Source organism: Lentzea sp., from assembly GCF_035525475.1.
GTDB lineage: Bacteria > Actinomycetota > Actinomycetes > Mycobacteriales > Pseudonocardiaceae > Lentzea.
Genome location: NZ_DATLEC010000149.1, coordinates 42,746 through 69,643, shown reverse-complemented (window position 1 = coordinate 69,643; position 26,898 = coordinate 42,746). Strand labels below are relative to the sequence as shown.

General features: G+C 71.1%; 23 protein-coding genes and 1 pseudogene. 15 read left to right on the top strand and 9 right to left on the bottom strand.

The features are described 5' to 3' along the window. Positions 1-13: 13 nt before the first annotated feature. From VM306_RS24700 to VM306_RS24690, 3 genes are read right to left on the bottom strand one after another with little or no spacing between them, the layout of a single operon-like run. Positions 14-994, bottom strand: a complete 981-nt coding sequence (locus VM306_RS24700; protein WP_325519113.1) for a D-cysteine desulfhydrase family protein — start codon at positions 992-994, stop codon at positions 14-16. Further along, positions 985-1,191: a hypothetical protein gene (locus VM306_RS24695; protein ID WP_325519111.1), complete on the bottom strand. Its 207-nt coding sequence runs from the start codon at positions 1,189-1,191 to the stop codon at positions 985-987. The genes VM306_RS24700 and VM306_RS24695 overlap by 10 nt, the downstream gene beginning before the upstream one ends. Then, the gene (locus tag VM306_RS24690; protein ID WP_325519109.1) at positions 1,191-1,721 is read right to left on the bottom strand and encodes an NUDIX hydrolase; all 531 of its coding nucleotides are present in this window, start codon (positions 1,719-1,721) and stop codon (positions 1,191-1,193) included. Before VM306_RS24690 ends, VM306_RS24695 begins: the two co-directional genes overlap by 1 nt. A 176-nt stretch (positions 1,722-1,897) precedes the next feature. Between VM306_RS24690 and VM306_RS24685 the strand changes: the two genes are divergently transcribed. The 3 genes from VM306_RS24685 (at position 1,898) to VM306_RS24675 (ending at position 5,599) form a co-directional block, all read left to right on the top strand. Then, complete coding sequence (locus VM306_RS24685; protein WP_325519107.1) at positions 1,898-2,245, top strand: hypothetical protein; 348 nt, start codon at positions 1,898-1,900, stop codon at positions 2,243-2,245. 172 nt (positions 2,246-2,417) lie between these two features. Next, on the top strand, positions 2,418-3,260 hold the full coding sequence (locus VM306_RS24680; RefSeq protein WP_325519105.1) for a hypothetical protein: 843 nt from the start codon (positions 2,418-2,420) through the stop codon (positions 3,258-3,260). 83 nt (positions 3,261-3,343) lie between these two features. Beyond that, a complete protein-coding gene (locus tag VM306_RS24675; RefSeq protein ID WP_325519103.1) occupies positions 3,344-5,599 on the top strand; it encodes a LuxR C-terminal-related transcriptional regulator in 2,256 nt (751 codons plus the stop codon). 10 nt (positions 5,600-5,609) lie between these two features. Here VM306_RS24675 and VM306_RS24670 read toward each other — a convergent pair whose 3' ends face one another. Beyond that, positions 5,610-6,953 carry an IucA/IucC family protein gene (locus VM306_RS24670; RefSeq protein WP_325519101.1) on the bottom strand — a complete coding sequence of 448 codons (1,344 nt, stop codon included), beginning with the start codon at positions 6,951-6,953 and terminating at the stop codon, positions 5,610-5,612. A 23-nt stretch (positions 6,954-6,976) separates the two neighbouring features. Here VM306_RS24670 and VM306_RS24665 point away from each other — a divergent pair, with 23 nt between their 5' ends. Together VM306_RS24665 and VM306_RS24660 are read left to right on the top strand one after the other, a co-directional pair. Further along, entirely contained in the window at positions 6,977-8,434 is a 1,458-nt protein-coding gene (locus VM306_RS24665) for an IucA/IucC family protein (protein WP_325519099.1), read from the top strand. A gap of 34 nt (positions 8,435-8,468) precedes the next feature. Continuing rightward, entirely contained in the window at positions 8,469-9,683 is a 1,215-nt protein-coding gene (locus tag VM306_RS24660) for a GDSL-type esterase/lipase family protein (RefSeq protein ID WP_325519097.1), read from the top strand. Between the two features lie 4 nt (positions 9,684-9,687). Here VM306_RS24660 and VM306_RS24655 read toward each other — a convergent pair whose 3' ends face one another. Next, positions 9,688-10,209, bottom strand: coding sequence for a hypothetical protein (locus VM306_RS24655; protein ID WP_325519094.1), 522 nt, complete (start codon positions 10,207-10,209; stop codon positions 9,688-9,690). 41 nt (positions 10,210-10,250) lie between these two features. Between VM306_RS24655 and VM306_RS24650 the strand changes: the two genes are divergently transcribed. From VM306_RS24650 to VM306_RS24635, 4 genes are all read left to right on the top strand, one after another. Beyond that, entirely contained in the window at positions 10,251-10,526 is a 276-nt protein-coding gene (locus VM306_RS24650) for a hypothetical protein (RefSeq protein WP_325519092.1), read from the top strand. Positions 10,527-10,644: 118 nt separating this feature from the next. Next, positions 10,645-11,523, top strand: a complete 879-nt coding sequence (locus tag VM306_RS24645; RefSeq protein ID WP_325519090.1) for a CPBP family intramembrane glutamic endopeptidase — start codon at positions 10,645-10,647, stop codon at positions 11,521-11,523. A 95-nt stretch (positions 11,524-11,618) separates the two neighbouring features. Then, the gene (locus VM306_RS24640; protein ID WP_325519088.1) at positions 11,619-14,129 is read left to right on the top strand and encodes a glycosyltransferase; all 2,511 of its coding nucleotides are present in this window, start codon (positions 11,619-11,621) and stop codon (positions 14,127-14,129) included. Further along, positions 14,129-15,523 carry a radical SAM protein gene (locus tag VM306_RS24635; protein ID WP_325519086.1) on the top strand — a complete coding sequence of 465 codons (1,395 nt, stop codon included), beginning with the start codon at positions 14,129-14,131 and terminating at the stop codon, positions 15,521-15,523. Before VM306_RS24640 ends, VM306_RS24635 begins: the two co-directional genes overlap by 1 nt. Positions 15,524-15,525: 2 nt before the next feature. Here VM306_RS24635 and VM306_RS24630 read toward each other — a convergent pair whose 3' ends face one another. After that, positions 15,526-15,708, bottom strand: a complete 183-nt coding sequence (locus tag VM306_RS24630) for a zinc-binding dehydrogenase (RefSeq protein WP_325519191.1) — start codon at positions 15,706-15,708, stop codon at positions 15,526-15,528. 56 nt (positions 15,709-15,764) lie between these two features. On the opposite strand from VM306_RS24630, the pseudogene VM306_RS41435 reads away from it, so the two are divergent. From VM306_RS41435 to VM306_RS24625, 3 genes and pseudogenes are all read left to right on the top strand, one after another. After that, a pseudogene (locus VM306_RS41435) lies at positions 15,765-15,839 on the top strand (hypothetical protein); the annotation flags it as partial. Positions 15,840-15,909: 70 nt separating this feature from the next. Continuing rightward, complete coding sequence (locus VM306_RS41430) at positions 15,910-16,014, top strand: hypothetical protein (protein WP_414672442.1); 105 nt, start codon at positions 15,910-15,912, stop codon at positions 16,012-16,014. 365 nt (positions 16,015-16,379) lie between these two features. After that, positions 16,380-16,970: a transglycosylase family protein gene (locus VM306_RS24625; protein WP_325519084.1), complete on the top strand. Its 591-nt coding sequence runs from the start codon at positions 16,380-16,382 to the stop codon at positions 16,968-16,970. A 38-nt stretch (positions 16,971-17,008) separates the two neighbouring features. Here the strand turns inward: VM306_RS24625 and VM306_RS24620 are convergent, their stop codons facing one another. Continuing rightward, positions 17,009-18,484, bottom strand: coding sequence for a sensor histidine kinase (locus tag VM306_RS24620; RefSeq protein ID WP_414672445.1), 1,476 nt, complete (start codon positions 18,482-18,484; stop codon positions 17,009-17,011). Positions 18,485-18,712: 228 nt separating this feature from the next. Here VM306_RS24620 and VM306_RS24615 point away from each other — a divergent pair, with 228 nt between their 5' ends. Next, on the top strand, positions 18,713-19,567 hold the full coding sequence (locus VM306_RS24615; protein ID WP_325519080.1) for an NAD(P)-dependent oxidoreductase: 855 nt from the start codon (positions 18,713-18,715) through the stop codon (positions 19,565-19,567). Between the two features lie 41 nt (positions 19,568-19,608). On the opposite strand, the gene VM306_RS24610 is transcribed toward VM306_RS24615, so the two are convergent. Beyond that, positions 19,609-21,099 (bottom strand): family 43 glycosylhydrolase, encoded by a 1,491-nt coding sequence (locus tag VM306_RS24610; protein ID WP_325519078.1) that lies wholly within the window; start codon positions 21,097-21,099, stop codon positions 19,609-19,611. Positions 21,100-21,257: 158 nt separating this feature from the next. Continuing rightward, entirely contained in the window at positions 21,258-21,584 is a 327-nt protein-coding gene (locus VM306_RS24605; RefSeq protein WP_325519076.1) for a nuclear transport factor 2 family protein, read from the bottom strand. Between the two features lie 175 nt (positions 21,585-21,759). On the opposite strand from VM306_RS24605, the gene VM306_RS24600 reads away from it, so the two are divergent. Continuing rightward, positions 21,760-24,459, top strand: a complete 2,700-nt coding sequence (locus tag VM306_RS24600) for a LuxR C-terminal-related transcriptional regulator (RefSeq protein ID WP_325519074.1) — start codon at positions 21,760-21,762, stop codon at positions 24,457-24,459. Further along, positions 24,456-26,891 (top strand): helix-turn-helix transcriptional regulator, encoded by a 2,436-nt coding sequence (locus VM306_RS24595; protein ID WP_325519072.1) that lies wholly within the window; start codon positions 24,456-24,458, stop codon positions 26,889-26,891. The genes VM306_RS24600 and VM306_RS24595 overlap by 4 nt, the downstream gene beginning before the upstream one ends. Positions 26,892-26,898: the final 7 nt, after the last annotated feature.

Genomic DNA, 26,898 nt, shown 5'->3' with positions numbered 1-26,898 from the left:
ACCAGGGTACTGATCACGCGGGACCGAACCGCGCGACGGCTTCGGGGGCGTAGCCGTAGAAGCCGGGAAGACCACCCGTGTGGAGGAACACGATCGGTACCTCGCCGACCGCGGCGATCTCGCGGAACTTCACGGCGGTCTTGCCCGTGTACACCGGGTCCAGGACCACGCCCTCGGTCTCCGCGAACAGCTTCAGCACGCTCCACATCTCCGGTGTCGGCACGCCGTAGCCCGGGCCGACGGTGTCGTCGGTGACGGTGACGTGGCCGAGCTCCGGCGCCGGTTCGCCGAGGAGCCCGGCGGCCTCCGCGCCCAGGGAGCGCAGCACCTGCTCCGCTTCGGCCGCGGGGTGGGAGACGCTCACCGCGTGGACCGTGCCGGGCCAGCCCAGCAGTTCGGTGCCCAGCGCCATTCCCGCCGCCGTGGCGCCGCTGCCGTCCGGCACGACGACCAGCGCGTTGTCGATGCCGCGCTCGTGCAGCTGCCCGACCAGTTCCGCGGCGGCCGCGACGTAACCGAGGGTTCCCAGGCCGTTCGAGCCGCCGGTGGGCAGCGTGACGGCCTTGTCGTGGTTGACCTTCTCGTAGGCCGCCGCGCTCTCCTCGGCGTCCGCGCAGACGTGCACGTTCGCGCCGAACATGTGGTCCAGCACGATGTTGCCGGAGCGCTCGTACGCGTCGCCCTCCATCGGCACCTTCGCCGTGAGCACGAGCTCGCAGCGCAGGCCCAGCTTCGCGCACGCCGCCGCGGTCTGGCGGCCGTGGTTGGTCTGCAGCGCGCCGAACGTGATGATCGTGTCCGCGCCCTGCTCCAGGGCCTGGCCGAGCAGGAACTCGAGCTTGCGCAGCTTGTTGCCGCCCGCGCCGAGGCCGTTGACGTCGTCGCGCTTGATCAGGATCGGAGGGCCGCCGAGCGCGGCGGCGAGCCTCGGGGCGTCGTCGAGCGGGGTCGGCCAGCTGCCCAGTGCCACTCGGGGGAACGCGCTCAGGTCCATGGCGCGAGCTTAACGGCCTCGCCCTGGTCAGGGGCCGGTCCGACGCCGTGCAGCACGTGGGCGAGGACCTCGACGCCGCGCACGACCCGCGGGCCGGGGCGGGTGAAGCAGGACGGTCCGTCCACCACCCACGTCTCGGCCAGCCCCGGCTCGGCGACGACGTCGGTCGCGGCCGGGAGCAGCGAGACGATCCGCATCAGACCTCCCGCCCGAACTCGGCGTACCGCGTGGTGCCGCTCTCCAGCGCGGCGACGGCGAGGGTGAGCCTGCGGTGCAGCGACGGGTAGATCCTCGGCCGGGCCTCGTCGAGCGTCAGGTAGAGCACGCCCTCCAGCTCGGGATCGCACGCCACCGCACCGTCCACGACGCCACCGTCGAACACGAACTGGTGGCAGTCGCGCCACACCCCGTTGCGGGGCGTCCAGTCCACGACGAGCAACCGTCCGAGCGGGACGTCCAGGCCGAGCTCCTCGCGGATCTCGCGCAGCGCGGCCGCCTTCGGGGACTCGTCGTCCTCGGTCATGCCGCCGGGGATGTCGAGCACGGCCTTGTAGGTGGGCACCACGAACAGCACGCGTCCGGCGGAGTCGCGGATCAGCGCGCCCCCCGCCGACGTCTTGGTCGGGCGCCTGGACGCCACCCCCGGTTCGTGCTCGAGCTCGGCCGGACCCTCGTCGAGGACGTCGGCGGCGAAGGTGGCGGGGTCTCCCGCGTGCTGGGCGGACACCCGTCGATGATCACACCACCGGGTGAATCCCGCAGCGGCGCACGTGCCGTTCGGCGCTGGTGGGAGGCCGTCGGGCGATGACGGTCAGCAACCAAACGAATGGCTAGTACTCTCAGCGGTGTAACTCCTTGCGATCAATCGCCGATGTCCAGGCAACATCGGTGGAGGTGACGCCAATGGGGGCAACCGGTGCCGCCAAGCGCAGACACGACGGCAGATCGGCCCCGTGGTCGGTGGTCGGGCTGACTGTGGTGTTCGTCGTGGTGGCCCAGGTCCAGTTCGCCATCGCGGTCGCGGAGTCGGTCCTGTGGCCGGCCGTGGTCGGGGTGCTGCTGCTGGGTGCGGCGGTCGCGTTCGTGAAGGCCGCGCGCAGGCTGCGTCTCGACGACAGCGACATGTACGAGGCACCGCCCGAGGTGGCCAAGCCGCTTCCTGCCGAGTACGAGGCGCACGTCGACGCCGACGGAAGCCTCGCCCGCGCGGTCGGCGAAGTGGTCCACGCGTCCCGGCGCTGGAGGGCCTGACACCCTCACGACGCGAAGGCCGGGCCACCGAGTGGTCCGGCCTCTTCGCCGTGTCCGGCGAAGGCGTCTCCGTACCGCCTCCGTGAAATCTCAGTACCGCTCCACGGATGTCCGCTCCCCCCTCTCGCGGCTGGAATGTCGGGGTCACATTCCGAACGCGAGGGGGATTCAGATGCGGAAACTCACCGCCCTGGTCGGCACCGGTCTCATGGTGGCCGCGATGCTGACCACGACGGCGACGGCCCAGGCCGCGGTCACGACGGTGCACGTGAAGGCCGTGAGCGGGATCGACTCGACCGAGCCCAAGAGCGCGACCGCGACGTGTCCGGCGGGCATGGTCGTCACGGGAGGCGGCTTCTCCACGGCGACCGGGGTCGGCAACGACGGGTCGGTCGTCATGGACGAGCTCATCACGGGCAGCACGTCCGTCACCGGCACGGCCTACGAGGACGCCGACGGCACGGCGAAGAACTGGGGCATCACGGTCTTCGCGGTGTGCTCCACGCCGCCGGCCGGCTACGAGATCAAGACCGGCCGCAGCGTGAACACCGGGTCGGAGTTCGAGAAGCCCGCGGTCGCCACCTGCTCGCCGGGCAAGGTCGTCATCGGAGGCGGGTTCCAGGTCAGCGGGGCGCTGGGTGACGTCGTGGTCGACGAGCTGCTGCCGAGCAGCACGCAGGTCTTCACGAAGGCCTTCGAGGGCAAGGCGGGCACGGCGAGCAACTGGTTCGTCGACGCCTACGCGGTCTGCGCGTTCCAGCCCGCGGGCTGGCAGATCGTCAACAAGGTCGGCCCGATCACCTCGTCCGGCAAGATCACCACGCTGAAGTGCCCGGCGGGCACGAAGGTGCTCGGGCCCATGTTCGACCTGACCGGGTCGCTCGGCCAGGCGCACATGCTGTCCGTGCTGCCGGGCAACGTCCTCGGCGAGGAGGTCTCCGTCGGCGCTCTGGAGGACGACGACAACACCACCGGCTCGTGGGGCCTGAACAACTGGCAGATCTGCGCTAACTAGGCGATTTAGCCCATCCACAGTGGACGGACGGGTGGCGGTGAATTCACTCGCCACCCGTCCGCACGGCTGTCACCATCTCGCCCATGACCCCTGCGGATGTCGGCGTGCGCAGCTGCCCGAAGGCCGACGACACCTCGGGCAGGCGGTGGCGAGAGCCGCAGATCGCCTTCGCCCTGAGGACCGTCGGCGCCCGCGGCGTGCTCGTCACCGGCGAACCGGGCGTCGGCAGGACGTGGTTCGCGCGGGCCGTGGCCGAGCTGTCCGGCATGGAGACGCACTGGGTCGTCGCGACGGAGACGAGCCGGTCCATCCCGTTCGGCGCGTTCAGCGCGCTGATGCCGGACGACCTGGCAGGCCTGCACCCGTCCACGGTGCTCACCGCGCTGCGCAGACGGCTCGGCCCGCGATCGCTGCTGGTCGTGGACGACGCGCACCTGCTCGACGAGGCCTCCGCGACCACCCTGCTCGCACTGGCCCCCACGTTCACCCGCCTGGTCGTCACGGCTCGGGCGAGCGGTCCGGACGCGGTGCTCGCGCTGGCCAAGGACGGGTTCCTGGACGAGCTGCCGCTCATGCCGTTCAGCCGCGAGACCACCGCCGGCGCACTGGCGGAGGGACTCGGCGGCGAGGTCGCGCCCCGCACCGCCGACCTGCTCTGGCGGTGGAGCCGGGGCAACGGCCGCGACCTGACCGAACTCGTGCACCACGGCCTGGTGCACGGCCATCTCACCGCGACCGGTGGCGTCTGGATGTGGCGCGGTGACACCGATGTCCCGCCCGTCGCGGTCCAGCCGGTCACCGGCCTGTCGGTGGCGGGCGTCGAGGCGTTGTGCGCGCTCGTGCTCGCGGCACCGGTGCCGGTGGACGTGCTGGTCGAGGCCGCGTCGGCGGAGGGGTTCGCCGAGATCGAGGAACGCGGCCTGGTCGAGGGCGCGGCGGGGGCCGTCCGGCTCGCGCACCCGATGCTGGCGGCGGCCGCGGCACCGCATCTCACGCCGTCGCGCCGACGCCGGCTCGCGGACCGGTTGTTCGCCCTCGATCCCCGCCCGCACCTGCTGCTCGACTCGAGCGTCACCGAGGCGGACCGGTTCGTCGCGGCGGCGCGGGAAGTGCTGCTGGACCAACCGAAGCTCGCCGTCCAGCTCGCCGACCGCGCCCTGGCAACGGATCCGGGGCCGGTGGCGGCGCTCGTCCTGGCCGACGCGCACGCCGAGTCCGGTTCGCCTGCGGAGGCGTGGCAAGCGCAGCGCCTTGCGGCCCAACGCGTTCGTGACGAGGATGACCGGATCGCCGTGCTGCTCGCCCGGGCCTCGCTGACCATCTGGTGCGACCGGAGACCTGCGGCGGCCGTCGAACTCCTCGACAACGCCGCGGCGCCCCGGCGGTTCCACGCCGACCTGGACTCCGCGGCCGCGGTGGCGCTGTTGTTCTCCGCCCGTCCCGCCGATGCGCTGGTCCGCGCCGACGAGGTCCTCGCGGGTGACCCGCCGAGGACCGCGTGGGCCAGAGCGACCCTGGTCCGCGCCGCGGCTCTGGTGATGGCGGACCGGCCGGGAGCCGCCGCCGAGGCGATGACCGAGTTGACCAGCGCGTCCGGCGTGCCGCCGTACTACCGGGGACTCGCCCGCGCGGTCGCGCGCCTGCTCGGGCCGGACAGCGGTGCTCCCGGCCTGGCGAGGCTCCGCGAGGTGCACGCGGCGGAGAGCAGCGGCAGGGGGGTGTTCAGGTCGGAGGTGACCGCCAGTCTCGTCGTCACCCAGGCGCTGGCCGGGCACGTGGGTGAGGAGAGGCCGGACGAGGTGGCCGTGCTGCCCGGCCTCGCCACCTGGGTGTCCGCGGCGGTCGCGGTCGCGCGCCGCGAACCGGCGGCCGGCCTGTACCTCGTCGCCGCACGCGAGGCCGCCGACGCGGGATCGTTGCGCTGCATGGTCTTCTACCTCGCCTCGGCGGCGGAGCACGGCGCCGCCGCCGAAGCCGTGCGCCTGCTCGGCGACCGGAGTTTCGAGGCGCCGGACACCAGGGCTCGCGCGATCGGGATCTGCGCCCGCGCCTCGCGGTCGCGGGCCGATCTCGCGGGTGCGGCGCAGGCGCACCGCGAGGCGGGGCTGCACGAGGAGGCCGCGAAGTTCACCGCACTGGCGGAGGCGGGTCGTGAGCAGGCGCTCGGCCTCACCCGGCGGGAGCTGGAGGTCGTGCGGCACGCGGCAACGGGCCTGACCGACAGGGCGATCGCCGAACGGCTGGTGGTCTCGGTGCGCACGGTCGAAAGCCATCTCGCCGCCGCCTACCGCAAGCTCGAGATCAACTCCCGGCAGGGGCTGGCGGGCCTCTTCGCGTGACCCCGGTGTCTCAAGGCCTGAACGGGTTCGGCAGATGAGCCCACGCCGTGGTCGCGGGATCCAGCCGCATCAACGTGAGCGGCTTCGCCGGCAACGGGTCGTGCAGCAACGCGTGCCGGTCGGGTGTGTCCGGGACGGCCTTCGCCACGACCTCCCACAGCTCGGCGTCCGGTGCGTCCAGAGCGCTGACCAGACCGGTCATCGCGGTCGCGAAGAACGTGGCGAACGTCTTGGCGCGCAACGCTTCCGGGCCGGCGTGCAGTCGTGACGGCAGGTCCGCGCGCGGGCTGACCCTGATGTCGGCGAGGTCGCGGTAGACCACCCGGCCCGGCCTGCCGTTCACCAGGCCCACCAGCAGATTCTGCTCGTGGGCCTCCAGTGCCACGCCACGGGCGAGCAGGGTCATCAACGGCGGCACGGTCAGCTCCGCGAACTCCCCGAGCCACGCGACCGGGTCGTCCGGCGGTGACAGGCGCAGCGCGGCCAGCGGCAGGAGGGTCTCACCTTCACGTGGCACGGGTTTGTCGCGCAGGATTACGCCCAGCCGGCGGTCCGGTTCGCCGTTCGTGAGGACCGCGGCCGACGCTCGATTGGGTTGCAGCTCGATGCCCTCGACGACACCGGCGAGGAAGTCGGACACCGTGGTGGCCGTGGCGATCGAGCCGGCGGAGATGTCCCGCACGGCCGACGTGATCTGCGCGCTCAGCGTGGTCTTCACGTGCCAGGGACCGGCCGACAGGGTCCGCAGCGCCATGAGAGGGCTCGCGTCCAGGGTTCCGGCGCTCGGCACGTCCAGGTGATCGGCCTGCCACGGGTGCACCGGCAGCAGGATCCTGTCGCCGTCGGTGAGCTCCGCGGGCCAGTCGCCGAACACGACGTGGTCCTTCGCGGGGTGCAGGCGCAACGCGACCACCGGCCGGTGCTCCGGCCCGTACGCGAGGTGGTCCCGGGCGGTGAATCCGGTGCGGTTGCGGCAGCACGGGTGCAGCGGATGACCGTCGACGACGCTTTGCTCGTGCTCTTCCAGCGACCGTTCGGGAAATGGCGTCGAGAGCGGGCTCGTGGTGCGGGACAGCGCCAGTCCGGCCACGCTGTGCGCGACCTCGGCGACGAGGTTCTCCGCAAGGGGCCAGTTCAGCGCGGTGAGGAGGTCGACGGGGTGGAGGAACTCGTCCGGATCGACGCTGACCTGCGGCAACGGCTCGATCGCGAATGCACGGCGAAGGCGCGCGAGAACAGCCGCGCGGGCTCCCGGCAATGCTGCGAGAAATCTCTCAGCACGCTCACCCGTCAGCGCGGCGGCGAACTCGGATTCGATCGGCGTGTGCGTCAGAATGATCAGATCCTGACACATCGCCTTCAGGGAAGCGGACACCGGTGGAAGCGATCACTGACCCCGACGGCATCACCACGACCGCGCTGCTGAACTGCGTGAGTCGCGAGGTGGCGGAGCAGGGGCCGGGCGGAACGCTCCGCCTGCCGCGCACCGGCGTGGTGCTGCGGGTGCGCGAGGAGCGCTGGCCGTCGGACCCCGAGGTGTTCACCGGGACGTGGCAGCCCCTGTCCTGGCGCGAGCTCGTGGCGCTCGTCGGCGAGGAGCTGGGTGATCCACCGGCCGGGTTCCTCGACGAGGTCTCGGAGTCCCGGTCGGCCGTCGCGGCCGTCCTGCGCGCCCGCCCCGCCCCGCCGTCCGACCTCTACCAGCGCTCCGAGCAGGCGTTGGTCGCCGGGCACCGCTACCACCCCGCGCCGAAGGGCCGCGGCGGCGTTCCCGCGGCGGAGTGGCTGCCGTACGCACCCGAGGTGCACGCGCGGTTCTCGTTGGCGCACCTGGAAGGGACGTTCGTCGACGACGGTGACGTGCCGTTGCCGGAAGGGGTCCTGCCCGCGCATCCGTGGCAGCTCTCGTTGCTCGGCGTCGAAGGTGCCGTGGCCGATCACGAGGTGTGGCCGACGTCGTCGGTGCGCACGGTGTACGACCCGGCCGCCGACCTGTTCTACAAGTTCAGCCTCGACGTGCGGATCACCAACGACGTGCGCCGGTTGTGGGAGTACGACCTGCGGTGGATCCCGCCGCTCGCACGTCTGTTGAGACCGGTGTTCGCGGACATCTCGGCCGCGTGTCCCGGCACCGCGTTCCTGATCGACCGCGGCTACCGGACGTCCCCTTCGCACTTCGAGGGGCTCGCCGTCGTGGTGCGGGACGGCATCCGGCAGCACGCGCTGCCCGGCGTGACCCCGTTGCTGGCGGCCGGGATCAGCGAGGGATTCGACGGAAACCCGTTGGACCGCCTCGATTCCCCGCAAGCGCTCCGGTGGTTCCGGCAGTACGTCTCGGTCGTCGTTCCCCCGGTGCTGCACGCGTTCTTCGCGCACGGCGTCGTGATGGAGTGCCACCTGCAGAACGTCCTGGTGGGAGTGGACTCCGCCGGGATGCCCGTGCAGGCGATCTTCCGCGATCCCGAGGGCATGCGGCTGTTGCCGCGCCACGCCGACCTCTTGTCCTCTGTGGACGGTTCAGGTGGAGCGAGGGGCGTGTCCGAGGCCAAGGGCTGGGAGCGGCTGCAGTACTGCCTCGTCGTGAACCACCTCGTCGAGATCGCCGGTGCGGTGCTGGACCGGCACCCCGGACTGGACGTCTGGGCAGAGGCGCGGGCGGTGTTCCTCGCCTACACCCGTGATCACGGCGAGCAGGAGCTGGTGACGTCGTTGCTGGAGAGCCAGTTCGTGCCCGCGAAGGCGAACCTGCTGCTGCGCTGGACGCGCGCGGAGGGCGCGGCGAGCCGGTATGTCGACTTCCCGAACCCACTGGACAGGAACCGGTCACGTCGTTGACGCCGTTTTCGCGTCACCCCTAGCGTGCTGGGACATGACGAATCGCTGGCGCACCCTGACACCCACGGTCCTCGTCGTGGCCGCTCTGCTCACCCCGGCGGCCGAAGCCGGCAGACCCGCCTGGTTCACCTCCTGGGCCCAGTCGCAGCAGAACCTCGGCCCTGCCGTGCGCGACCAGTCGATGCGCATGATCACCCACCTGAGCCAGGGCGGCAGCGCCGTCAGGATCCGCGTCCAGAACACGTTCGGCACGCAGCCCCTGACCCTGGACCACACGACCGTCGCCCTGAGCCGGGGCGACGCGGCGGTGTCGGACGTGCGCGACCTGACGTTCGGCGGCCGCCGCGCCGTGACGCTGCGGCCCGGCACGTCGACGTGGAGCGACGAGGTCCCGCTGACGACCGGTGCCGGCACCGACCTGGCCGTCAGCATGCACGTGGCGGGTGAGGCGGTGCCGGGCCGCCACGACTCGGCGTTCCGGGACAACTACCTGACCGCTCCGGGCGCGGGCGACCAGACCGCGGCGCAGGGTGAGGCCTACCCGCAGAAGATCCAGTCCACCTACGTCGTCACCGCCGTGGACGTCTTCAACCCACGGCTGAAAGGCGCCGTCGTCCCGTTCGGCAGCTCGGTCGTGGACGGCGTGGGCAGCACCAACTGCGGCCCTGGCTGCACCGAGCTGGGCACCAACAAGCGCTGGACCGACGTGCTGGCCCGGCGGATCGCCGCCGGACTGCCCGCCGGTGCCCAGCTGACCGTCGCCAACGCGGGCATCAGCGGCACCACGAGCGCCGTCTGTCCCGGGAACTCGCCCGGTATCCAGGGCCTGGACGCGGTGTCCCGGCTGGAGCGTGACGTCCTCGCCCTGCACGGCGTCACCGACGTCATCTACTACTACGGCACCAACGACCTGGTGAACGGCTGTTCGTTCGCGGACATCATCGCCAGTTACCGCACGGTCTTCGCCCGTCTCCGTGCCGCCGGTGTGGCCGTCCACGTCACGCCGATCACGCCCCGCCCCGGCTACTCCGACCAGAACAACATCGACCGCCACGCCGTGAACTCGTTCGTGCGCAAGGGCAGCGACTGCTCCGGCACCTGCGCGTCCCTCACGGACTTCGACCAGGTCCTGGCCGATCCGACGAAGCCCAACAGCATCTTTCCGCCCTACGACACCGGTGACGGCGTCCACGCCAACATCGCAGGCCAGCAGGCGATCGCCGACTACATCGACCTGAAAGCCCTCTGACGCCTCAACGAAGCCGTTGTGCCAGCCAACGGGCCACCTCGGTCAGCAGGCCGGGATCCACCGGCCGGCGCGGCAACCGGCTGTAGGACGTCAGCTTGGGCGAGCCGGGGTCGACGCGCAGCAGGTGGGTCAGTCCCGGCACGCACCGGGTCTCGGCGCCGGGGACGAGTGACGCGATGACCTCCAGGTCGGCGGCGTCGACCTGGAGGTCCTTGTCACCGGTGATCGCCAGGACCGGGGCGGTGATGCCGGGCAGGTCGACGCGCGGGTCGTGGGTCAGCTGCTCGCGCCACCAGCGGGCGTTGATCTTCGTTCCCCCCACGCGGGCCACGTCGGTGGTGGTGCCTTCCAGCGCTGCGAGCTGCCGGAGGGCGATGCGGCGCAGGAGCGGGAGCAGGAGGCGGACGGCGCGGGGGAGCGTGCCCGCCACCTGCGAGGCCTGCCAGAACAGGGCTTCCTTGCCGGGACGGGCGTAGCCGGCGAGCAGGACGACCGCTGCCGGGCTTTCGTGACCGCCGAGCCACATGGCGTGGACGGCGCCCAGCTCGACGGGCCGACCGCGCCGCGATGACCCCCGACGACCACCTGCGCGCCTTCACGGCGTTCACCGGCAGCCTGCTGGCGGACTTCGGTCAGTACGTCGAGGGCCGACCGGCCGATCCGGCGGCAGACGGCGTGACGTACCAGCGGGCGTCGTTGTGGCTGACCGACGAGGAGCACGCGGCACTGCTGGCCGAGCTCCGCGCGTCGATCACCGCCCGTACCGGTGGCGAGCCAGGGCCCGGCCGCACCCGCCGGCTGGTCAGCCTGGTGGCGATGCCCGAAACCGAGGCCGACGACTGAGCGTGTCCCCCGTGAGAGCTACTCGGCGGTGTCCGCTGCGGTGGGATTCTTTGGCCCGAAAAGCTCCCTAACGTCTGCGGGGCCAGGTTTCCCCGCAGACAGCCAGGAAGTCGGAGTCATGGAGCAGAGTGCTTTCCCGGACCGGTCGCCCGTCGAGTCGCCCGAGCGCAGGCGGCGGTTGCGCCGGTTCCGGTTCCCGGTCCTGTTCGTCACGCTGTTCGCCGTGATGCTGGCGGTCGTCGGGATCGACACGCTCGTCGCGCCGCTGCCCCTGCTCGCGCTGCCGATCGGCCTGGGGCTGGCCGCGGCCGGTGTCGTCTGCTACCGCCGGTTGTCGCAGTACGTCGAGATGCGCGACACCGTGCTCGAGGTCGGGCCGCGGGGCCGCTCGGCGGGGCTGGGCAGGGGCGCGCTGCTCGGGTTCGGGCTGTTCTGCGCCATGCTGCTGGTCATCGGGATGTTCGGCGGGTGGAACGGCCTGTCGTGGGGCTCGTTCTTCGGCGCGCTGGGGCTCGTGGGGATGATGGCGAGCGTCGCGACCTTGGAGGAGGTGCTGTTCCGCGGGGTGCTCTTCCGCGTCCTGGAGGAGCGGACCGGGACCGTGATCGCGCTGGTCGTGTCGTCGTTGCTGTTCGGCATGACGCACATCGTCAACGTCAACGCCACGCTGTGGGGCGCGTTGTCGATCGGCCTCACCGGCGGCGCGATGCTGGCCTCCGCCTTCGTCATGACCCGGTCGCTGTGGTTCCCGATCGGCCTGCACTTCGCCTGGAACTTCACCCACGCAGGCATCTTCGGCATCGCTGTGTCCGGGTCGGACGACGTGCCGAACGGGTTGCTGCACCTGGGCCTCGACGGTCCGACGGTGCTCACCGGTGGCACGTTCGGTCCCGAAGCAAGTCTGATGGCGCTGCTGGTCTGCTCCGTCGCCACCGCTCTGATGCTGCGCCAGGCCGCTCGCACCGGCCGGATCCGCCCGCGTCCGCGCAAGTCCTGAGTGGACTGATCGCACCGATTGAGACGCGAACCGCTCAGAGAGCGCTTTCATGCTACGTTCGGCTGAGAGTAAAGCCACTCGGAGTGGAGCGGCCCGTGCCCGTCCTTTGGGGTGTCTCGTTCGACGCCACAGCGATGTCCGGTGTCGTGGTGGAGTTCATCAAGATCGCGAAGTCGTTCGCGGGGCGGGGTTTCGGGGTTCACCTCGACCTCGGGTACGACATCAAGGCCGACAAGGGCCGTTTCTTCCAGTCCTACCAGCACGAACGCGTGCCGGAGTGGATCACTCTCGACCGCGTCGACGGCATCTCGGACATCACCGGGTACGACCAGGAGTTCGTGGCGTCGACCCTGGAGGCCGTGCGGCGGGACCAGGTCGTGCACGCCGATCGCCTCGTCGAGGAGCTCGCCGGCGCGATCGTGCGGACCTGGGAGGACCGCGGCGTCACGCTCGTGATGGTCGAGAACGGCACTCTGCCGGAGAACGTCGTCTACACCAGAGCGTTGTACCGGGCGATCGAGGTCTACGGCACGACACACGGCCTCGGCCGGTACGTGATGTGGCGCGACCACGACCTGATGTGGCAGAGCGAACCGGACAAGTACGGCAGTTTTCCCTACCCGGCAACGCCTCCGATGGTGAACTCGCCGCACATCCACTACTTCGCGCTGCACGAGGAAGCGAAGCGGCGGACGCTGGAGTGGATGCCGCACCTGCGCAACCTCGACGTCCTGCCGAACACGTTCACACCGCCCAGCCGCCCGGGACGCCCGGACTTCCGCGAGCACTTCGGCGTTCCGCCGCACGCGAGGATCATCGCCAGGTCCACCAGGATCATCCCGCAGAAGCGCATCGACCGGGACCTGTACCTCCTCGCGCTGCTGCCGGGGACCTGCCTGTTCATCGCGGGCGACACCGGGGAGAACCCGGAGGAGACCGCGAGGCTCCGCGCTCTCGCCGACGAGCTCCAGGTGCCCGTCGTGTTCGGTGGTGTGCTCGAACCGTGCGAGTCGGCCGGGGACGGGTTCTCGGTGCGCGACCTGCTGGCGCACGCCGACATCGCGTCGTTCCTGACGTCGTACGACTACGAGAGCTACGGAAACCCGATCGGCGAGGCGATCGCGGCGGGCGTTCCGTACATCGCGAGCAGATATGCCCTGTACGACACGGTGTACGCGGGTTTCGAGGCACCGGTGCTGGACATCACCGAGCACGACCTGCCGACACCGGAGTTCGCCGGACAGGTCCTGGAACTCATGACGAACGCGGAGAGGCGGGCGGAAGTGGTGGCGCACAACCAACGGCTCGGCACGGACACCCGTGCGGCGGCGGAGGAGCTGGTGAGCACGTTGTTCCCGCCGCCGATGGGCGAGGACGTGCGGATCAGCGTGGTGCTGCCGGTGTTCGACGAGGCCGCGAACATCGAGGACGTGCTGCGGTCGTTGCACGACCAGGACGACATCGGTCACGACGTGTACGAGATCGTCCTGGTGGACAACAACTCCACGGACGACACGGTCGAGCTCGCCCGCCGGTTCGCCGAACGGTCGCAGGTCGCCGTGCACGTGATCAGCGAACGCGAGCAGGGTGTCGCGTGTGCGCGCAGGACCGGCATGGAGTTCGCCGCGCAGCGCAGCCGCAACCGCAAGGACCCCGGCGAGCGCTTCTACCTGGTGTCCGCCGACGCGGACTGCAAGGTGGACCGCCGATGGCTCACCGAGCTGTTCACGGCGATGGAGAAGGACAAGGCCGCGATCGGTGTGTGCGACTACTACTACAACGCCGAGCACTTCGTCGACAGGCCACGGCTCTGGGACGCGATCCAGCGCACGTTGCGCTGCCGGGCGGTGACGTTCTCGTTGTTCGGCGGCTTCCCGGACGGCAAGGGTTTCGCGGTGGAGCGCGAGGCGTACGAGCGCGTCGGCGGGATCGAGATCTTCTACCAGCTGCGGAACGGGAAGTTCGTCAACCACCTGTCCGACGACTGGGACTTCGGCATCAAGGTCCGCGGGTCCGGGTACGACATCACCTACGCGCCGCTGTCCAAGGTCGAGATCAACCCCCGCCGCGTCAACCACGCGCTCGACGAGGTGATCACCGGTCGTGCCTACGGCAACGACGGCATCATCGTCATGCGCGACATCAGGCCGGAGGCCCCGCCTCGGACGGTCGACCTCACCGAGGCCGAGGCGTTGCAGGCGTGGGAGTTCTCCATCAAGGACTTCACGCCGAAGAACACCATCCTGCCCGTCCTGCTCACACCGTCCTTCCTGGACGACGACGCGGTGGCCGAGTTCTTCGGCGAGGACCTGGCCCACCGGCTGGGGGAGCGCATCGCGGAGATCAAGGCCGAGATGAGCGTCGTCGACTTCCTCCCGATCCACTCCTACAAGACGCCGTCCTACCGGCTGTACCTCGAGTTCCGGGACGAGATCTTCGCGCGGCTGCGCGCCGCGGCCGGCGAGGACATCGGCTACCCGCCGCCGTTGCCGGAGTGCTTCGACGACGTGCCGGAGGACCGGTTCGCGGAGTTCGTGAAGTACTACTGCGAGGACCGCGAATCGGGGGAGGCGCACAACTACTTCGGCAATGGAGGCGTGTTCTGATGGATCGCGTTCTGACAGAGCCCAGGGTGTGGCCCGCGTTGCAGGACCCCGCCAACGCGCACCTGCTCGACTACGTCACCGAGGACCCGTTCGGGGCGCACGTCTTCCCCGGCAACGTTCCCGGCTATGGCGTGGAGGACTTCCTCGACGACCTGAGCGACCAGCTCGTCGGCACCGCTCCGATCCACCTGTGGTCGTACATCCCCACGTGCGCCTACAAGTGCCGCTTCTGCCAGTACCCGGTCGTGCTCGTCAAGGGCGGTCAGGCCGAGGAGAAGCTGACGCGGTGGGTGGACTGGAACATCCGGGAGGCCGAGCTGTGGCTGCGGCGCGTCCCGGAGCTGGCCACCGCTCCCGTCGGTGAGTTCAACGTCTTCGGCGGCACGCCATCGTTGCTGCCGGAGAAGCAGATCCGGCGCCTGCTCGACTTCTACCGCGAGAACTTCGGGTTCACCGAGGACACCACGATCCGGTTCGAGGGCGACCCGAGCACGTTCACCGTGCCCAAGCTCGAGGCGCTGCGGGAACTGGGCTGCACCAAGCTGTCCAGCGGCGTGCAGTCGTTCGACGACGACGTGCTGCGGGAGTGCGGCCGCGAGCACTCGTCGCAGATGTGCGTCGACTTCGTGCGCAACGCGCAGGCCGCCGGGTTCGAGTGGATCAGCATCGACCTGATGTACGGGCTGCTGGACCAGACGTCGGACAGCGTCCGGCGCGACCTCGACGTGGTGCTGGAGAACGAGATCACCGCGGTGGTGTGCACCAAGCTGCACCTGAAGTCCTACGCCGAGACCAGGACCGGCGTGGCGGGGGAGCGGCCCGCGCCGTGGCAGCTGCCGGAGTACCGCGAGAAGCTCGTGCGGAACGGCCACTTCTGGCCGACCCTGCAGGAGCAGTACCGGATGCGCGAGATCCTGACCGACGGCCTGCGCGCCGCCGGCTACACCGAGCACCCCACGATGTACTTCGCCCGCGACGGCCTGGGACCGGAGAAGTGGAAGTCCATCATGGTGGACCAGGACAAGCAGGAGGCCGAGGTGGCGATCGGCCTGGGCGGCAGCTCCAGCTGCCGCGCCTCCGAGGCGATCACCGACGTGAACTGGAAGAACTACTCCCAGGCCGTCGAGGAGGGCCGCATCCCGCTGGGGTCCGCCACCGGGTTCGACGCCCACGCCCAGGAGGCCAGGGCGGTCAAGATGGCCCTGTCGACGCTGCGGCCGGTCCGCGAGGACCTGCACCGCTCGCTCTACGGCACGTCACTGCACGAAAGCCCGTGGCGGGAGAAGTTCGCCTCGCTGGCCGAGCGCGGGCTCGTGACGGTCGAACCGGACGGGATCGCGCTGACCGGCGACGGCGAGGTGCTGGTGGAGGCCATCATCAACACCGAGCTCTGAGCTCACGGCACGATGACGACCTTGCCCGCGACCGTGCGGGACTCGGCGAGCGCGAGGGCCGACGCGGCCTCGGTCAGCGGGATCTCCGCCGCGATCCGCGGGGTGATCACGCCGTCCCCGAGCAGGCCGAGCACGCGGGTGAGGTCGTCGGCGAGCGTGCGCTGGAACTTCGCCTTGTTCCGCAGGGTTCGGCTTCGGCCAGGGGCGGATCGGTTACGTCAGCAGCCTGACCAACCACCCCATGCACCTGCACGGCCACCGGGTTCGCGTCCTGACGCGCGACGGTGTGCCCGCGACGGGGAGTCCGTGGTGGACGGACACCCTCAACGTGGCGCCCGGCGAGGTGTTCGAGGTCGCCTTCACGGCCGACAACCCCCGGCATCTGGATGGGCCACTGCCACAACTTCCGGCACCGGGCCAACGGCATGGTGACGCACCTGGCCTACGACGGCGTGAGCACGCCCTACTCCCATGACGGCTCACCGGAATGACCACCGCCTCGAGTGCGCTCGCTGGACATGCTTCCACCAGGCCTTTGTGCCGTGCGGGCCTGGCAGGCCCCCGGCCTGCCGTTGATCGACATCGCTGCTCCCGGCCTTCTGCCGACGGCGTTTTTTGATGCCGAAACATCGAGGACGCGGATAGCCACCGATCGAGTGGTCTTGCCCGCCTCCGGTCGTGCGGAGGCGGCGCGGGCTTCTTACGGTCCTGCTCAGCGGCCGCGAGGTCGCCGCACCACCAGGGCACGCCGTGCGCTCACCTGTCCAGCGGCGGGCCCTCACCCTTGACACGGGATCAAGTCCCCGTCGGACAGGCGCTGCTGCAGGCGAGAGCGCGACGGGGCGAGAAAAGGACCATGCGCCATCTCCGTGGCATCGCCACCATCCGCGCCCTGCTCATCGCCGTCTCCACGGCCGCGCTCCTCGCGACGGGCGGTGCACTCGCCTCCGCCGCGCCGTCGGTCGACTGGGACCGCATCGCCCAATGCGAGAGCGGCGGCAACTGGTCGATCAACACAGGCAACGGCTACTACGGCGGACTGCAGTTCAGCCCGTCGACCTGGCGGGCGCACGGCGGTGCCGGCCGCGCGGACCAGGCCTCCCGCGAGGAGCAGATCCGCGTCGCGGAGAGCGTTCTGGCCACCCAGGGCCTGGGCGCCTGGCCGACGTGCGGGCGACGTTCCGGCGTGAGCCCGCAGCCGTCCCGCGTGAGGCACGTCCCCGCCACGGGCAAGGTCGTGCCGCGCGCGCTGCCGGTGGTCCCGATGGCCGCCCCGTCCACGAGCAACCCGGACGGCGACTACGAGATCAAGCCCGGTGACACGCTCAGCGAGATCGCCGAGGCGCTCCACGTCGAGGGCGGCTGGCAGGCCCTGGTGGCCAAGAACGCCCGCTTCCTCACCAACCCGGACCTGATCAAGCCGGGGGACAAGATCGCCACGAAGTGACGCTGTGAACGCGGGACCCGTCCCGGCGGGTCCCACGCTCAGCCGTCCGACGCCGGGATCTCCGCGTCCGCCCCCGGCAAGGTGAAGCGGATGGTGGTCCCGCTCGTGATCGCGGTGTCGAGCCAGATCCGGCCGCCGTGGTACTCGACGATCTTGCGGCACATCGCCAGCCCGATCCCGGTACCGGAGTACCGGTCCTTGGAGTGCAGGCGCTGGAAGATGACGAAGATCCGTTCGGCGTACTGCTCCCCGATGCCGATGCCGTTGTCCCGCACGGAGAACTCCCACATGCCGTCGTCGCCGGTCTCGGCGTCGACCCGCACGTGCGGAGGCTGTTCGGCGCGGAACTTCACGGCATTGCCGATGAGGTTCTGGAACACCGCCGTGAGCAGCCGGACCTCACCGCGGACCGGGGGCAGGTCGCCCACCTCCACCTGTGCGCCGGAGTCCTCCAACGCCTGGGCCAGGTTCCGGCGGGCCTCGTCGACCAGCTCATCCGCGGACACCACCACGTGCTTCTCGCGGTGCCGGCCCACCCGGCTGAACGCGAGCAGGTCGTTGATGAGCAGCTGCATCCGCTTCGCGCCGTCGACCGCGAAGTCGATGTACTGCGTGGCCCGCTCGTCGAGCTGGCCGCGGTAGCGCCGTTCCAGCAGCTGGCAGAAGCTCGCGACCTTGCGCAGGGGTTCCTGCAAATCGTGGGAGGCGACGTAGGCGAACTGCTCGAGCTCCGCGTTGGACCGCCGCAGCTCGGCCGTGGCGGCGTCCAGGGCGGCGTTGCGCTCCTGCGCCCGGCCCAGCTCCTCGACGATCCGGGTGCGCATGACGTCGACGTCGCGCCCCAGCTCCCGCAGCTCGGACGGCCCGGTGGCGGTGACGGTGTGCGCGAAGTCGCCGCCGGCCACCAGTCCGACGTGCTGCCGCAGCCGGCTCAACGGCCCGACGATGTGGAGGAGCACCGCCGCCACCGACCCCAGCACCGCCACCAGCAGCATGCCCAGCGCGACGATGCAGGTGACCGCCATCCTGGTCGCCGAGTCGTTGAGCGCGGCCCGTCCCGCGGCGCGCTCGACCTCCAGGTCCTCCTGCAACGCCGACAGGGCCGCGCGCACCACGTCGAACCGCTGCTTGCCGACCGCCTCGTTCGGAGCCGGGACGCCCGCCTTCACCGCGGCGATGGTGGGGTCGGCGTACTGGCTCCGCCAGTCGTTCATCGCCGCGTCCAGCGCGCTGAGGTTCTCCGCGACCTCCGGCGTCCGCAGGGCCGCGACGGTGGCACGAGCGGCGCTCTGCCGCCCGAACCCGTTCTGGTAGGGCTCGAGGAAGTCGTCGCTGCGGCTGAGCACGTAGCCCCGGACGCCGTTCTCCTGGTCGACCAGATCGGCACCCAGCTGCTGCGCGCTGACCACCGCGGGCCCGACCATGTCCAGCAACCGCGACCGGGCCCGCGACAGCTCACCGATGGCCAGCAGCACCGCCAGGGTCGCCCCCAGCAACACCGCGACCAGCGCCATCGAGATCCACACCGACCACCGCCGCAGCGACGGACCAGCCGGCACGGCACCAGAACCCGTGCGCACGGCACCTCCCCTGTCACGACGCCCACGCGCCCTCGACACGCGTTGAGCGGCGCAATCGTAAGGTCGTGCACGGAGGTCCCCGTCACGCGACCTCGCCTCACCGGCGCGTGCCGCCGAACGGCCCACCGCCGCCGGGGTTCGGCGTTGCGGGAAGATGGACGGATGCGAGTCTTCTTGGCCGGGGCGACGGGAGTGATCGGCCGGCGGGTGGCGGAGTCGCTGCTGCGACAGGGCCACCAGGTCACCGGCCTCACCCGGAACGACAGCGGCGTGGCCGCGCTCTCCTCACTCGGCGCCGACGTCGCGGTGGCCGACGTCTTCGACCGGGACGCTCTCGCCGCGGCGGTGGAGGCGGCCGCGCCCGACGTGGTCGTGCACCAGCTGACCGACCTGCGCGGCGGCGACCGGTCGGCCAACTCCCGGATCAGGCAGGCGGGCACCCGCTCCCTGGTGGACGCCGCCCGGTCCGCGGGTGTGCGGCGCATCGTCGCGCAGAGCATCGCGTTCGCCTACGAGCCGGGCGGCACCCCGGCCACCGAGGACGTTCCGCTCGACGTCGGGTCCACGGGCGAGCGGCACGACTCCGTGACGGGGGTCGCCGTGCTCGAGTCCGCCGTCCAGGAGCTCCCGGAGTGGGTGGTGCTGCGCTACGGCATGCTCTACGGCCCCGGCACCTGGTACGCGCCCGGTGGCCTGATGGCACGGGCGGCGATCGCGGGAGAGCTGCCGGCCACCGCGGACGTGACCAGCTTCCTGCACGTCGACGACGCCGCCTCGGCGGCGGTGGCCGCGCTGGACTGGTCTTCGCCGGGCGCCGTCAACATCTGCGACGACGAGCCGGCGCCGGGCCACAGCTGGCTTCCCGCCTTCTGCGAACGCGTCGGAGCACCCCGCCCGTCCACAGTGGATGCTCCTCGCACTCCGTGGGCGCGAGGCGCGGACAACAGCCGTGCGCGCGAAGAGCTGGGCTGGGAACCGAAGTGGCCCACGTGGCGCGAGGGTTTCGCCGCCCTCTGACCACGCCGGGGCCGGCCCCGCGAGGAGGCCGGCCCGAGTCGTCACCGGTGGGCGACGGCGAAGTTGTCGAAGCCCGCGCCGGTGTTGAAGACGCGCACTCCGTTGGCTCCACCGCCGTAGCCGGTGTCGGTCACGGAGATCTTCGGCGTGACCATGTCGTTGACGTACACCCTGATCGCCGGTCCGACCGCCTCCACCCGCAGCCGGTAGGAGACGTTCGGCCTGATCGTCACCGGCGCCGTGCCCAGCTGCGTCCAGTTGTTGTCGGCCTTGCCCAGCACCACCTTCCCGGTGCCGCTGATGCCGGCGTAGTAGCCGCGGTAGCTGTCCGTCCCGGTGCTCGCCTGCGTGGCGCGGAACACGACTCCGGCGTCTCCTCCCGCGGACCTGGGCGTCACGTCGACGTCCTGCGTGAAGTCCGTGAAGCTGGTGTCCAGCAACGCCTTCCCGCCGAACGACGCCCCGGTCTCGTAGCGGCCGGCGCCCGTGGACCAGTTGCCGCCGTACGTGGTCCAGCCGATGGCGTTGTTGTCGTTGAAGTTGTCCTTGACCCGCATGGTCACCGGAGCGATCGTGCCGTCGGCGTTGAAGGTCATCCGGTCGTAGGCGAGCTGCCGGTCGTTGGCTCCCGTGCGGCTCAACGGGCGCCGGTGGTAGACGATGTACCAGATGTCCGTTCCGGGCACGGTGATCACCGAGTTGTGGCCGGAACCCCTTGCGACGGCGGCGTCCTGGCTCAGCACCCTGCCGACCTTCGTGAACGGACCGGTGGGGGAGTCGGAGATCGCGTAGGCCACCGCGTAGTTCGGGCCGGTCCAGCCGTCCTCGGACCACATGAAGTAGTACTTGCCGTTCCGCTTGAACATCTGCGAACCCTCGGTGAAGTTCGCCGGCGTGATCTCCCTGTAGGTGCTGCCGTCCGCGAACTGCCCCAGGCTCGTCATGTCCGCGTTGAGCTTGACGACGTTGGCATGTCCCCAGCCGCCGTAGTACATGTACGCCTGACCATCGGTGTCGATGAACACGTCCTGGTCGATGGGCTGCGCACCGTTGACGAACTGCCCGATCAACGGCTTGCCGATCGCGTCCTTGTAAGGCCCCTCCGGCCGGTCCGCGACGGCGACGCCGATCCCGCCGAGCTCGGTGTTGCCCTGGATGTCGTTGGCCCCGAAGTACAGGTAGTACTTGCCGTTGCGCTGCACGGGCGCCGGCGCCCACACCGCCCGCCGGGCCCACGACACGCCGGCGGTCGTGAGCACGTTGGGGTGCTTGGTCCAGTTGACCAGGTCGGTCGAGGAGAAGGCGTCCAGGTAGGTCTGCTCGTCGTACGGCCGCGACGAGGTGGGGAACACCCAGTACCTGTTGTCGTAGACCGCGACATCGGGGTCGGCGTACCACCCGTCCACGAAGGGGTTGCCGGCCTCGGCCGTGGAGAAGTCGGGCACGGCGGCCGCGGGGGAGACCACGCGGGAGTCCACAGGGGAGGCCACGGCGGGCACGCCGCCGAGCAGCAGGGCGGCTATCGCGGCCACGGCGATCCTTGGTGTCAACGTCTCGTCCAATCTGCAGGGTCGGACTCGTTTACAACGTTGTAAACACGTCGTGGATCGATCCAAACAGGTTCGGGCGGCAGCTGTCCAGAGCCCCTTTGCGGCGTGCCCGCTCGGGCACGCCGAGTCGTCCGGGGCATCTACGGTGCGATCTCCAACGCCTTGATGCGGTTCCCGGTGACGGTGAACCGCCACGTCAGATCGGCGGTGCCGCCGGGGAAGTCGCCTTCGATGCGACCGGAGACGAGAAACCGGTGGTCGCCCTCGTCCGCCACCGTCAGGACCTCGGTCGAGTACTCGAACCGCGACGCGACCCCGTCCCTCCAGGCCCGGATCTCGCCCGGGCCTCGCCAAGTGCGTTCCTCGTCGACGACCACGGCGTCTTCGGCGAACAACGCCACGACCGCGTCGGTGTCCTTCTGCGCGTCCGCGGCGAAGTAGTCGCGGATGACGTCCGGCTGGTCCATGTCTCGCTCCTTTCGAGGTCGCTATACGAGGTTGTATAGCGATACAAAAACCACTATAGCGCCTAGTGAGTCATCGGGTTGCATCACCCGTCTCGCGTGCGGAAAGGTGCCGATCGAACGCGAATCGTGACAAATCCCCATGCTCGGGCTCGGCAGCGGTGATCGAGGAGCGACGGTGACTGACCTGGTCGGCCGGAAGGTGGAGTGCGAGAAGCTCGTCCGTCTGGCGAGGGCCGGCCGTGACGGGGGTGCGCGCCTGGTCCTGCTGCGCGGCCCGAGGGGAGTCGGCAAGAGCGCTCTGCTGGACGCGGTCCGGCGGGAGCTCGGCCCGGACGAGGTGACGGTGCTGTGCGCGACCGGGCGTGCCACGGTGGAGGACTACGGCTCGGTGCGCGAGCTGTTCGCGCCGCTTCCCGTCCCGGAGACCACCGGGCAGGCGGACGACTACGCCGTGTTCCGCGAGTTGTACCGGCTCGCGATCAGCCTGATGGAGGACCGGCCGCTCGTCCTCGTGCTCGACGATGCGAACGCCTGTGACGTGCGGACGTTGCGGTGGATCGGCTTCCTGGCGCGGAGGTCCGCCGGGCTGCCGTTGGTGGTCGTGCTGGCCTGGCGGCCCGGCGTCGACGAGCAGGCCGACCTGCTGTTCGCGGACATGGCCGACGCCGTTCCGGCGTTGATGATCGACCTCGCGCCGCTGTCCGCGCCGGACGTGGTCACCGTGGTCGAGCGGGCTTTCGGCCGTCGCCCCGATCCGTCGTTCGCCGAGACGTGCGGACTGGTCACGGGCGGGAACCCGTTGTGGCTGCACACGTTGCTGGCCTCGTTGCGCGACGTGCCCCCGGACGGGAGCGGCGTGGAGCGCGCTCGCGAGCAGGGCAGGCGGATGATCACCGGGTTCCTGCCGCACCTGCTCGGGGAGCCGGGAGGGCACGTTCAGGAGGTGGCCTGCGCGATCGCTGTGCTCGGTCCCGCCGACGTCCGGACGGTGGGCAGGTTCGCCGGGCTGCCGGAGCCGTTCGTGATGAGCGCGGTGGAGGCGTTGCGGCGCGAGGAAGTGCTTGCGGCGCGGGAACTGGCGTTCCGGCACGAGGTCGTCGCCGATGCGGTGCTGTCCGCTCTGCCACCGGAAGAGGTGGTGGAGCTGCGGTACCGGGCCGCGACGGTGCTCGACGACGAGGGCCGCCCGGCCGCGGAAGTCGCGAGCCAGCTGCTGCGGCTGCCGGAACTGCCCGAGGTCTGGATGCTCTGCGCACTGCGGGAAGCGGCGGCGGCCGCCGTCCGGCGAGGCGCACCCGAGGAGGCCGTGCGGTGCCTGACAAGGGTTCTCGAGCAGGTGCCCGGCCATCAGGCCACCCTGCTGGAGCTGGCGGACGTGCTGGTCCTGCTGGGGCCCGCCGCGGCGCTGCCCCGCCTCACCGAGGTCGTCGACCAGGTGACGGACACCGGCGAGAAGGTGCGGGTCCTGTGCCGGCTGGGCCTCAAGGCGGTCGCGGCCACGTGGTCGGAGGCCGCGTTCGACCGGCTCGCCCGGATCCTGGACGAGGGTGAGAGCTCCGAGATCGACAGCGAGCTGCTGCTCCAGGTGCACGCCGTGCTGCTCGCCGTGGGACTGGGCGACCGGGCCGGCACCGCCCGGTTGCTCGCGCGCTACCGGGTGGCACCCCGGCGGGTTCCCGGCACCACGTCAGGGCGGTTGATCTCCGGTGTGGCCGCGCAGGCCGAGATGCTGGCCGGTGAGTCCGTCCCCGCGGCGGTCGGCCTGGCAAGGCTCGGCCTGGTCGCCGGGTCGGTGGCGCACGCGCGGCCGGCGCTGTCCGCCGCGGCGGTGCTGGGCCTGTCCGGCGAGCAGGCCGAGGCGGTGGCCGCACTGGACAGGCTGGTCACCACGAGCGGCGCGGACGGCGAGCTCGACGTCCAGTCGCTGGCACTGGCGACCAGGGCGGGTCTGCTCGACCACGCCGGTGACCTCGCGGAGGCCCATGCCGACGCGCGGACCGCGTTGGAGGTCGTCGAGCGGGCCGTGACGCCGGTGGAGGCCGCGCTGGCCTGCGTGCCCATGGCGTCGATCCTGCTCAAGCAGGGCGATGTCGCCGGGGCCGAGGACCACCTGGAACGGGTGGGGGAGCCGCGGTTCGGCTGGACGTACGGACCTGTGATGGTCCTCAAGGCGGCTGTCCGCCGTGCCCGCGGTGATCTCGTCGGCGCGCTGGACCTCCTGCTCGAATGCGGGCGGCAGCTGACGTCCGCGGGTGTTCTCAACCCGGTGTGGGCCCCGTGGTGGCTGGACGCCGTCTGCCTGCTGGTGCGCCTGGATCGGCGAGGGGAAGCCGGTGAGCTGGCCGGGTTCGGAGCGGAACGCGCCAGCCGCTGGAACACCGCCGAAGCGAGAGGGCTCAGCCTGATGGCCAGCGGAGTGGTGGGCACGGGGAAAGCGGCGGCGGAGTCGCTGGCTGCCGCGGTGGCGGAGCTGTCCGGGTGCTCAGCCCGGCCGCTGCACGTCCGCGCGGTGCGTCTGCTGGGCGAGTCGCTGCTGTCCGACGGCGACACCAGGGGAGCCCGCGAACACCTGCGGACCGCCGTCACCCTGGCGATCCGCCAAGGGGACCGCGCGGCGGCGGCGGAGGCGAGGAACCTGCTCGTCCTGGCCGGTGGGCGCATGCCGAGACTGGGCGCGAGACCGGCGGACGCGCTCAGCGGCCGGGAGCGGCGGGTCGCGGAGCTCGCGGCGGCCGGCGCCACCAACCGGGAGATCGCCGAGGAGCTGTTCGTGACGATCAGGACCGTCGAGAGCCATCTGTCCAATGTGTACCGGAAGCTCGGTGTCGAGCTGCGTGCGGATCTGGTGGCCGTGCTCGCGACAACCAGGGCATGACGGGCCTCGACGTCGTCGCGGCGGCACTCCGCCTCGCGCGGTCCGGTGCGGGCTCACTCGTGGTGATCCGGGGACCGTTGGGCTGTGGTCGTTCGGCGGCGGTGAAGGACGCGGAGCGGGTGGCGGAAAGCCTGGACGTGCGGGTGATGAGCGCTACCGGGACCAGGCAGGAGCGGGACTTCCCGCTCGGCGTGGTGCACCAGCTGACCGGAGGGGAGCTCGGTGGTCTGCACGACGTGCTGGTCGCGGACGGTCCGGCGCTGGTCGCGGTGGACGACCTGCAGTGGGCGGACGAGGAGTCGTTGCGGGCGCTCGCGCTTTCGGCCGACCGGCTGGACCGGATCCCGGTGGTGATGGTGGTCTGCGTGCGCGACGGCGACGTGTGGTCCGGCTCGCCTCTCGTGGAGCAGGTTGTTCGCCAGGCGGCTCATGTCGTCGTGCTCGAACGTCCGCTCCTGGCGGGGAGTTCGAGACGGCGGCTCGTCACCTGCCTGCGTGCGCAGCCTCCGCGGGTTCGTTCCGTCCTGGACGCGATGGCGGTTCTGGGCGACGACCTGGAGGCCGGGCTGGTCGCGACGCTCGCGGAGGTCGACGAGGCCGGGTGCGCGACCGCGCTGCGGGCGGTGGACGGGCTCGGCCTCGTCGACCGGTCGGGGCGGTTCGCGCACCGCGTCGTGCGGGAGGCGGTCGAGGAGACGATGGCTCCCGCGGACCGGGCCCGGTTGCAGATCGGAGCTGCCCGCCTGTTGTACGACACGGGCAGGCCCGCCGAGGTGGTAGCCGACCGGCTGCTGGCCATCACGGTCGCCCAAGGGCTTTGGGCGACCGAGGTCCTGCGCACGGCTGCCGCGTCGGCGATGGAGCGGGGTGTGCCGTTGGTCGCCGTGGACTACCTCCGCCGCGCGCTGCTCGAACACCCTCAGGCCGGTTGCCGGCGGGCGACGTTGCTCGTCGAGCTGGCCACCGCGGAGCGCGGTGTCGATCGTGCGGCTGCCGCGGTGCACCTGTCGGTCGCGGCGCGGATGGTGAGCACCACCCGGGAACGAGCCGCGATCGCCGCGAGGTTCGTGCCGGGAGCACTGGTCGAGGCGCCTCCCGCGGCGCGGGAGCTGGTGCGGGGCATCGAGGACGAGCTGCGGGCGGTGCGATCGCACGACGACGTCCTGCGTGACCTCGCCCTGCGAGTCGAGGCGCGGTCGCACCACGTCGAATGCATGACGCCGGACAGGGTCGTGCGGTGCGCCGACCGACTGGGCGAGTGTCCTGATGAGACGTTCCCGGAGACGAGCGCGGGGCGCGAGCTGCTGTCGGTGCGGCTGCACTGCGCGACGCTCGCTTCGACGTGGCGTGCCGATGACGTCGCGACGCTCGCGCGACGGTTGCTGGCCCACACACCACACCACCCGGACCACGTCCACACGCCGATCGCGACCTTGGTGACCACGCTGTGCGCGGCCGACTCGCTGGATGCCGTGTCCGCCTGGCTGCACATCGCGAAGAAGCGGGCGCTCGCCGCCGACGCCGTCGTGGAGCAGGTCTTCATCGAGGCCGAACAGATGGTGGTGCTGCTGCACAGCGGACGGATCGCCGCGGCCAGGAGCAGCGCGGCAGAAGTCCTCGCCACGGCGGAGATGCCCGGCTCCGAGGTGCTGGTGGCGCTCGCCTCGGTCGCCTGCCAGACCCGGGACGACCACCTCGTCAACCGGCTGGTGCCGCTGGTCAAGGAGCAGGCGCACATTCCGGCGCTGTCGGTCGCGTACCGGATGCTGTGTGCCGCGGTCAGTGTGGCGGCCGCGGACCTCCCGGCCGGGCTCGCCCACCTGAGAGACGCCGGGGGGCAGGCGGAGGAGCTCGGCTGGCGCAATCCCGTGCTGTACCCGTGGCGTGTGGAGGCGGCCCGGGTCCTGTGGCGCATGGGTGATCTCGCGGCGGCGCGGGAGCTGGCCGCGGAACAGCACGCGCTCGCGGCGCAGTGGGGTTCGGCGGCCGGCGTCGGCACAGCGTTGCGCCACCTCGGGTCGATGACCGAGGGGGACGCCGGCGTCGCGGTGCTGCGGCAGGCCGTGAGCGTCCTCGAAGGGTCGGCCAACCGGTTCGAGCTCGCCAGGGCGCTGTGGCAGCTGGGCACCCGGACGGAGGACCGCCGCTGCGTGGAACGCTCCTCGGCGGTGGCCGTCGACTGCGGGGAGAGCCCGCTGGTCGCCCGAGCGGAGCCGGTTGCCCGTCAGGGCGACCTGACGGGTGCGCAGCAGCGCGTCGTGGAGCTCGCGCTGGCGGGCCGGTCCAACCAGGAGATCGCGGACACCATGCAGGTCGGCGTGCGGGTGGTGGAGAAGCACCTGACCAACGCCTACCGCAAGCTCGGCGTGCGGGGCCGCGGCGGGCTTGCGGCGGCGTTGTCCGATATCGGCCCGTTTGTGCCGTGTCGTTGACGCGTCA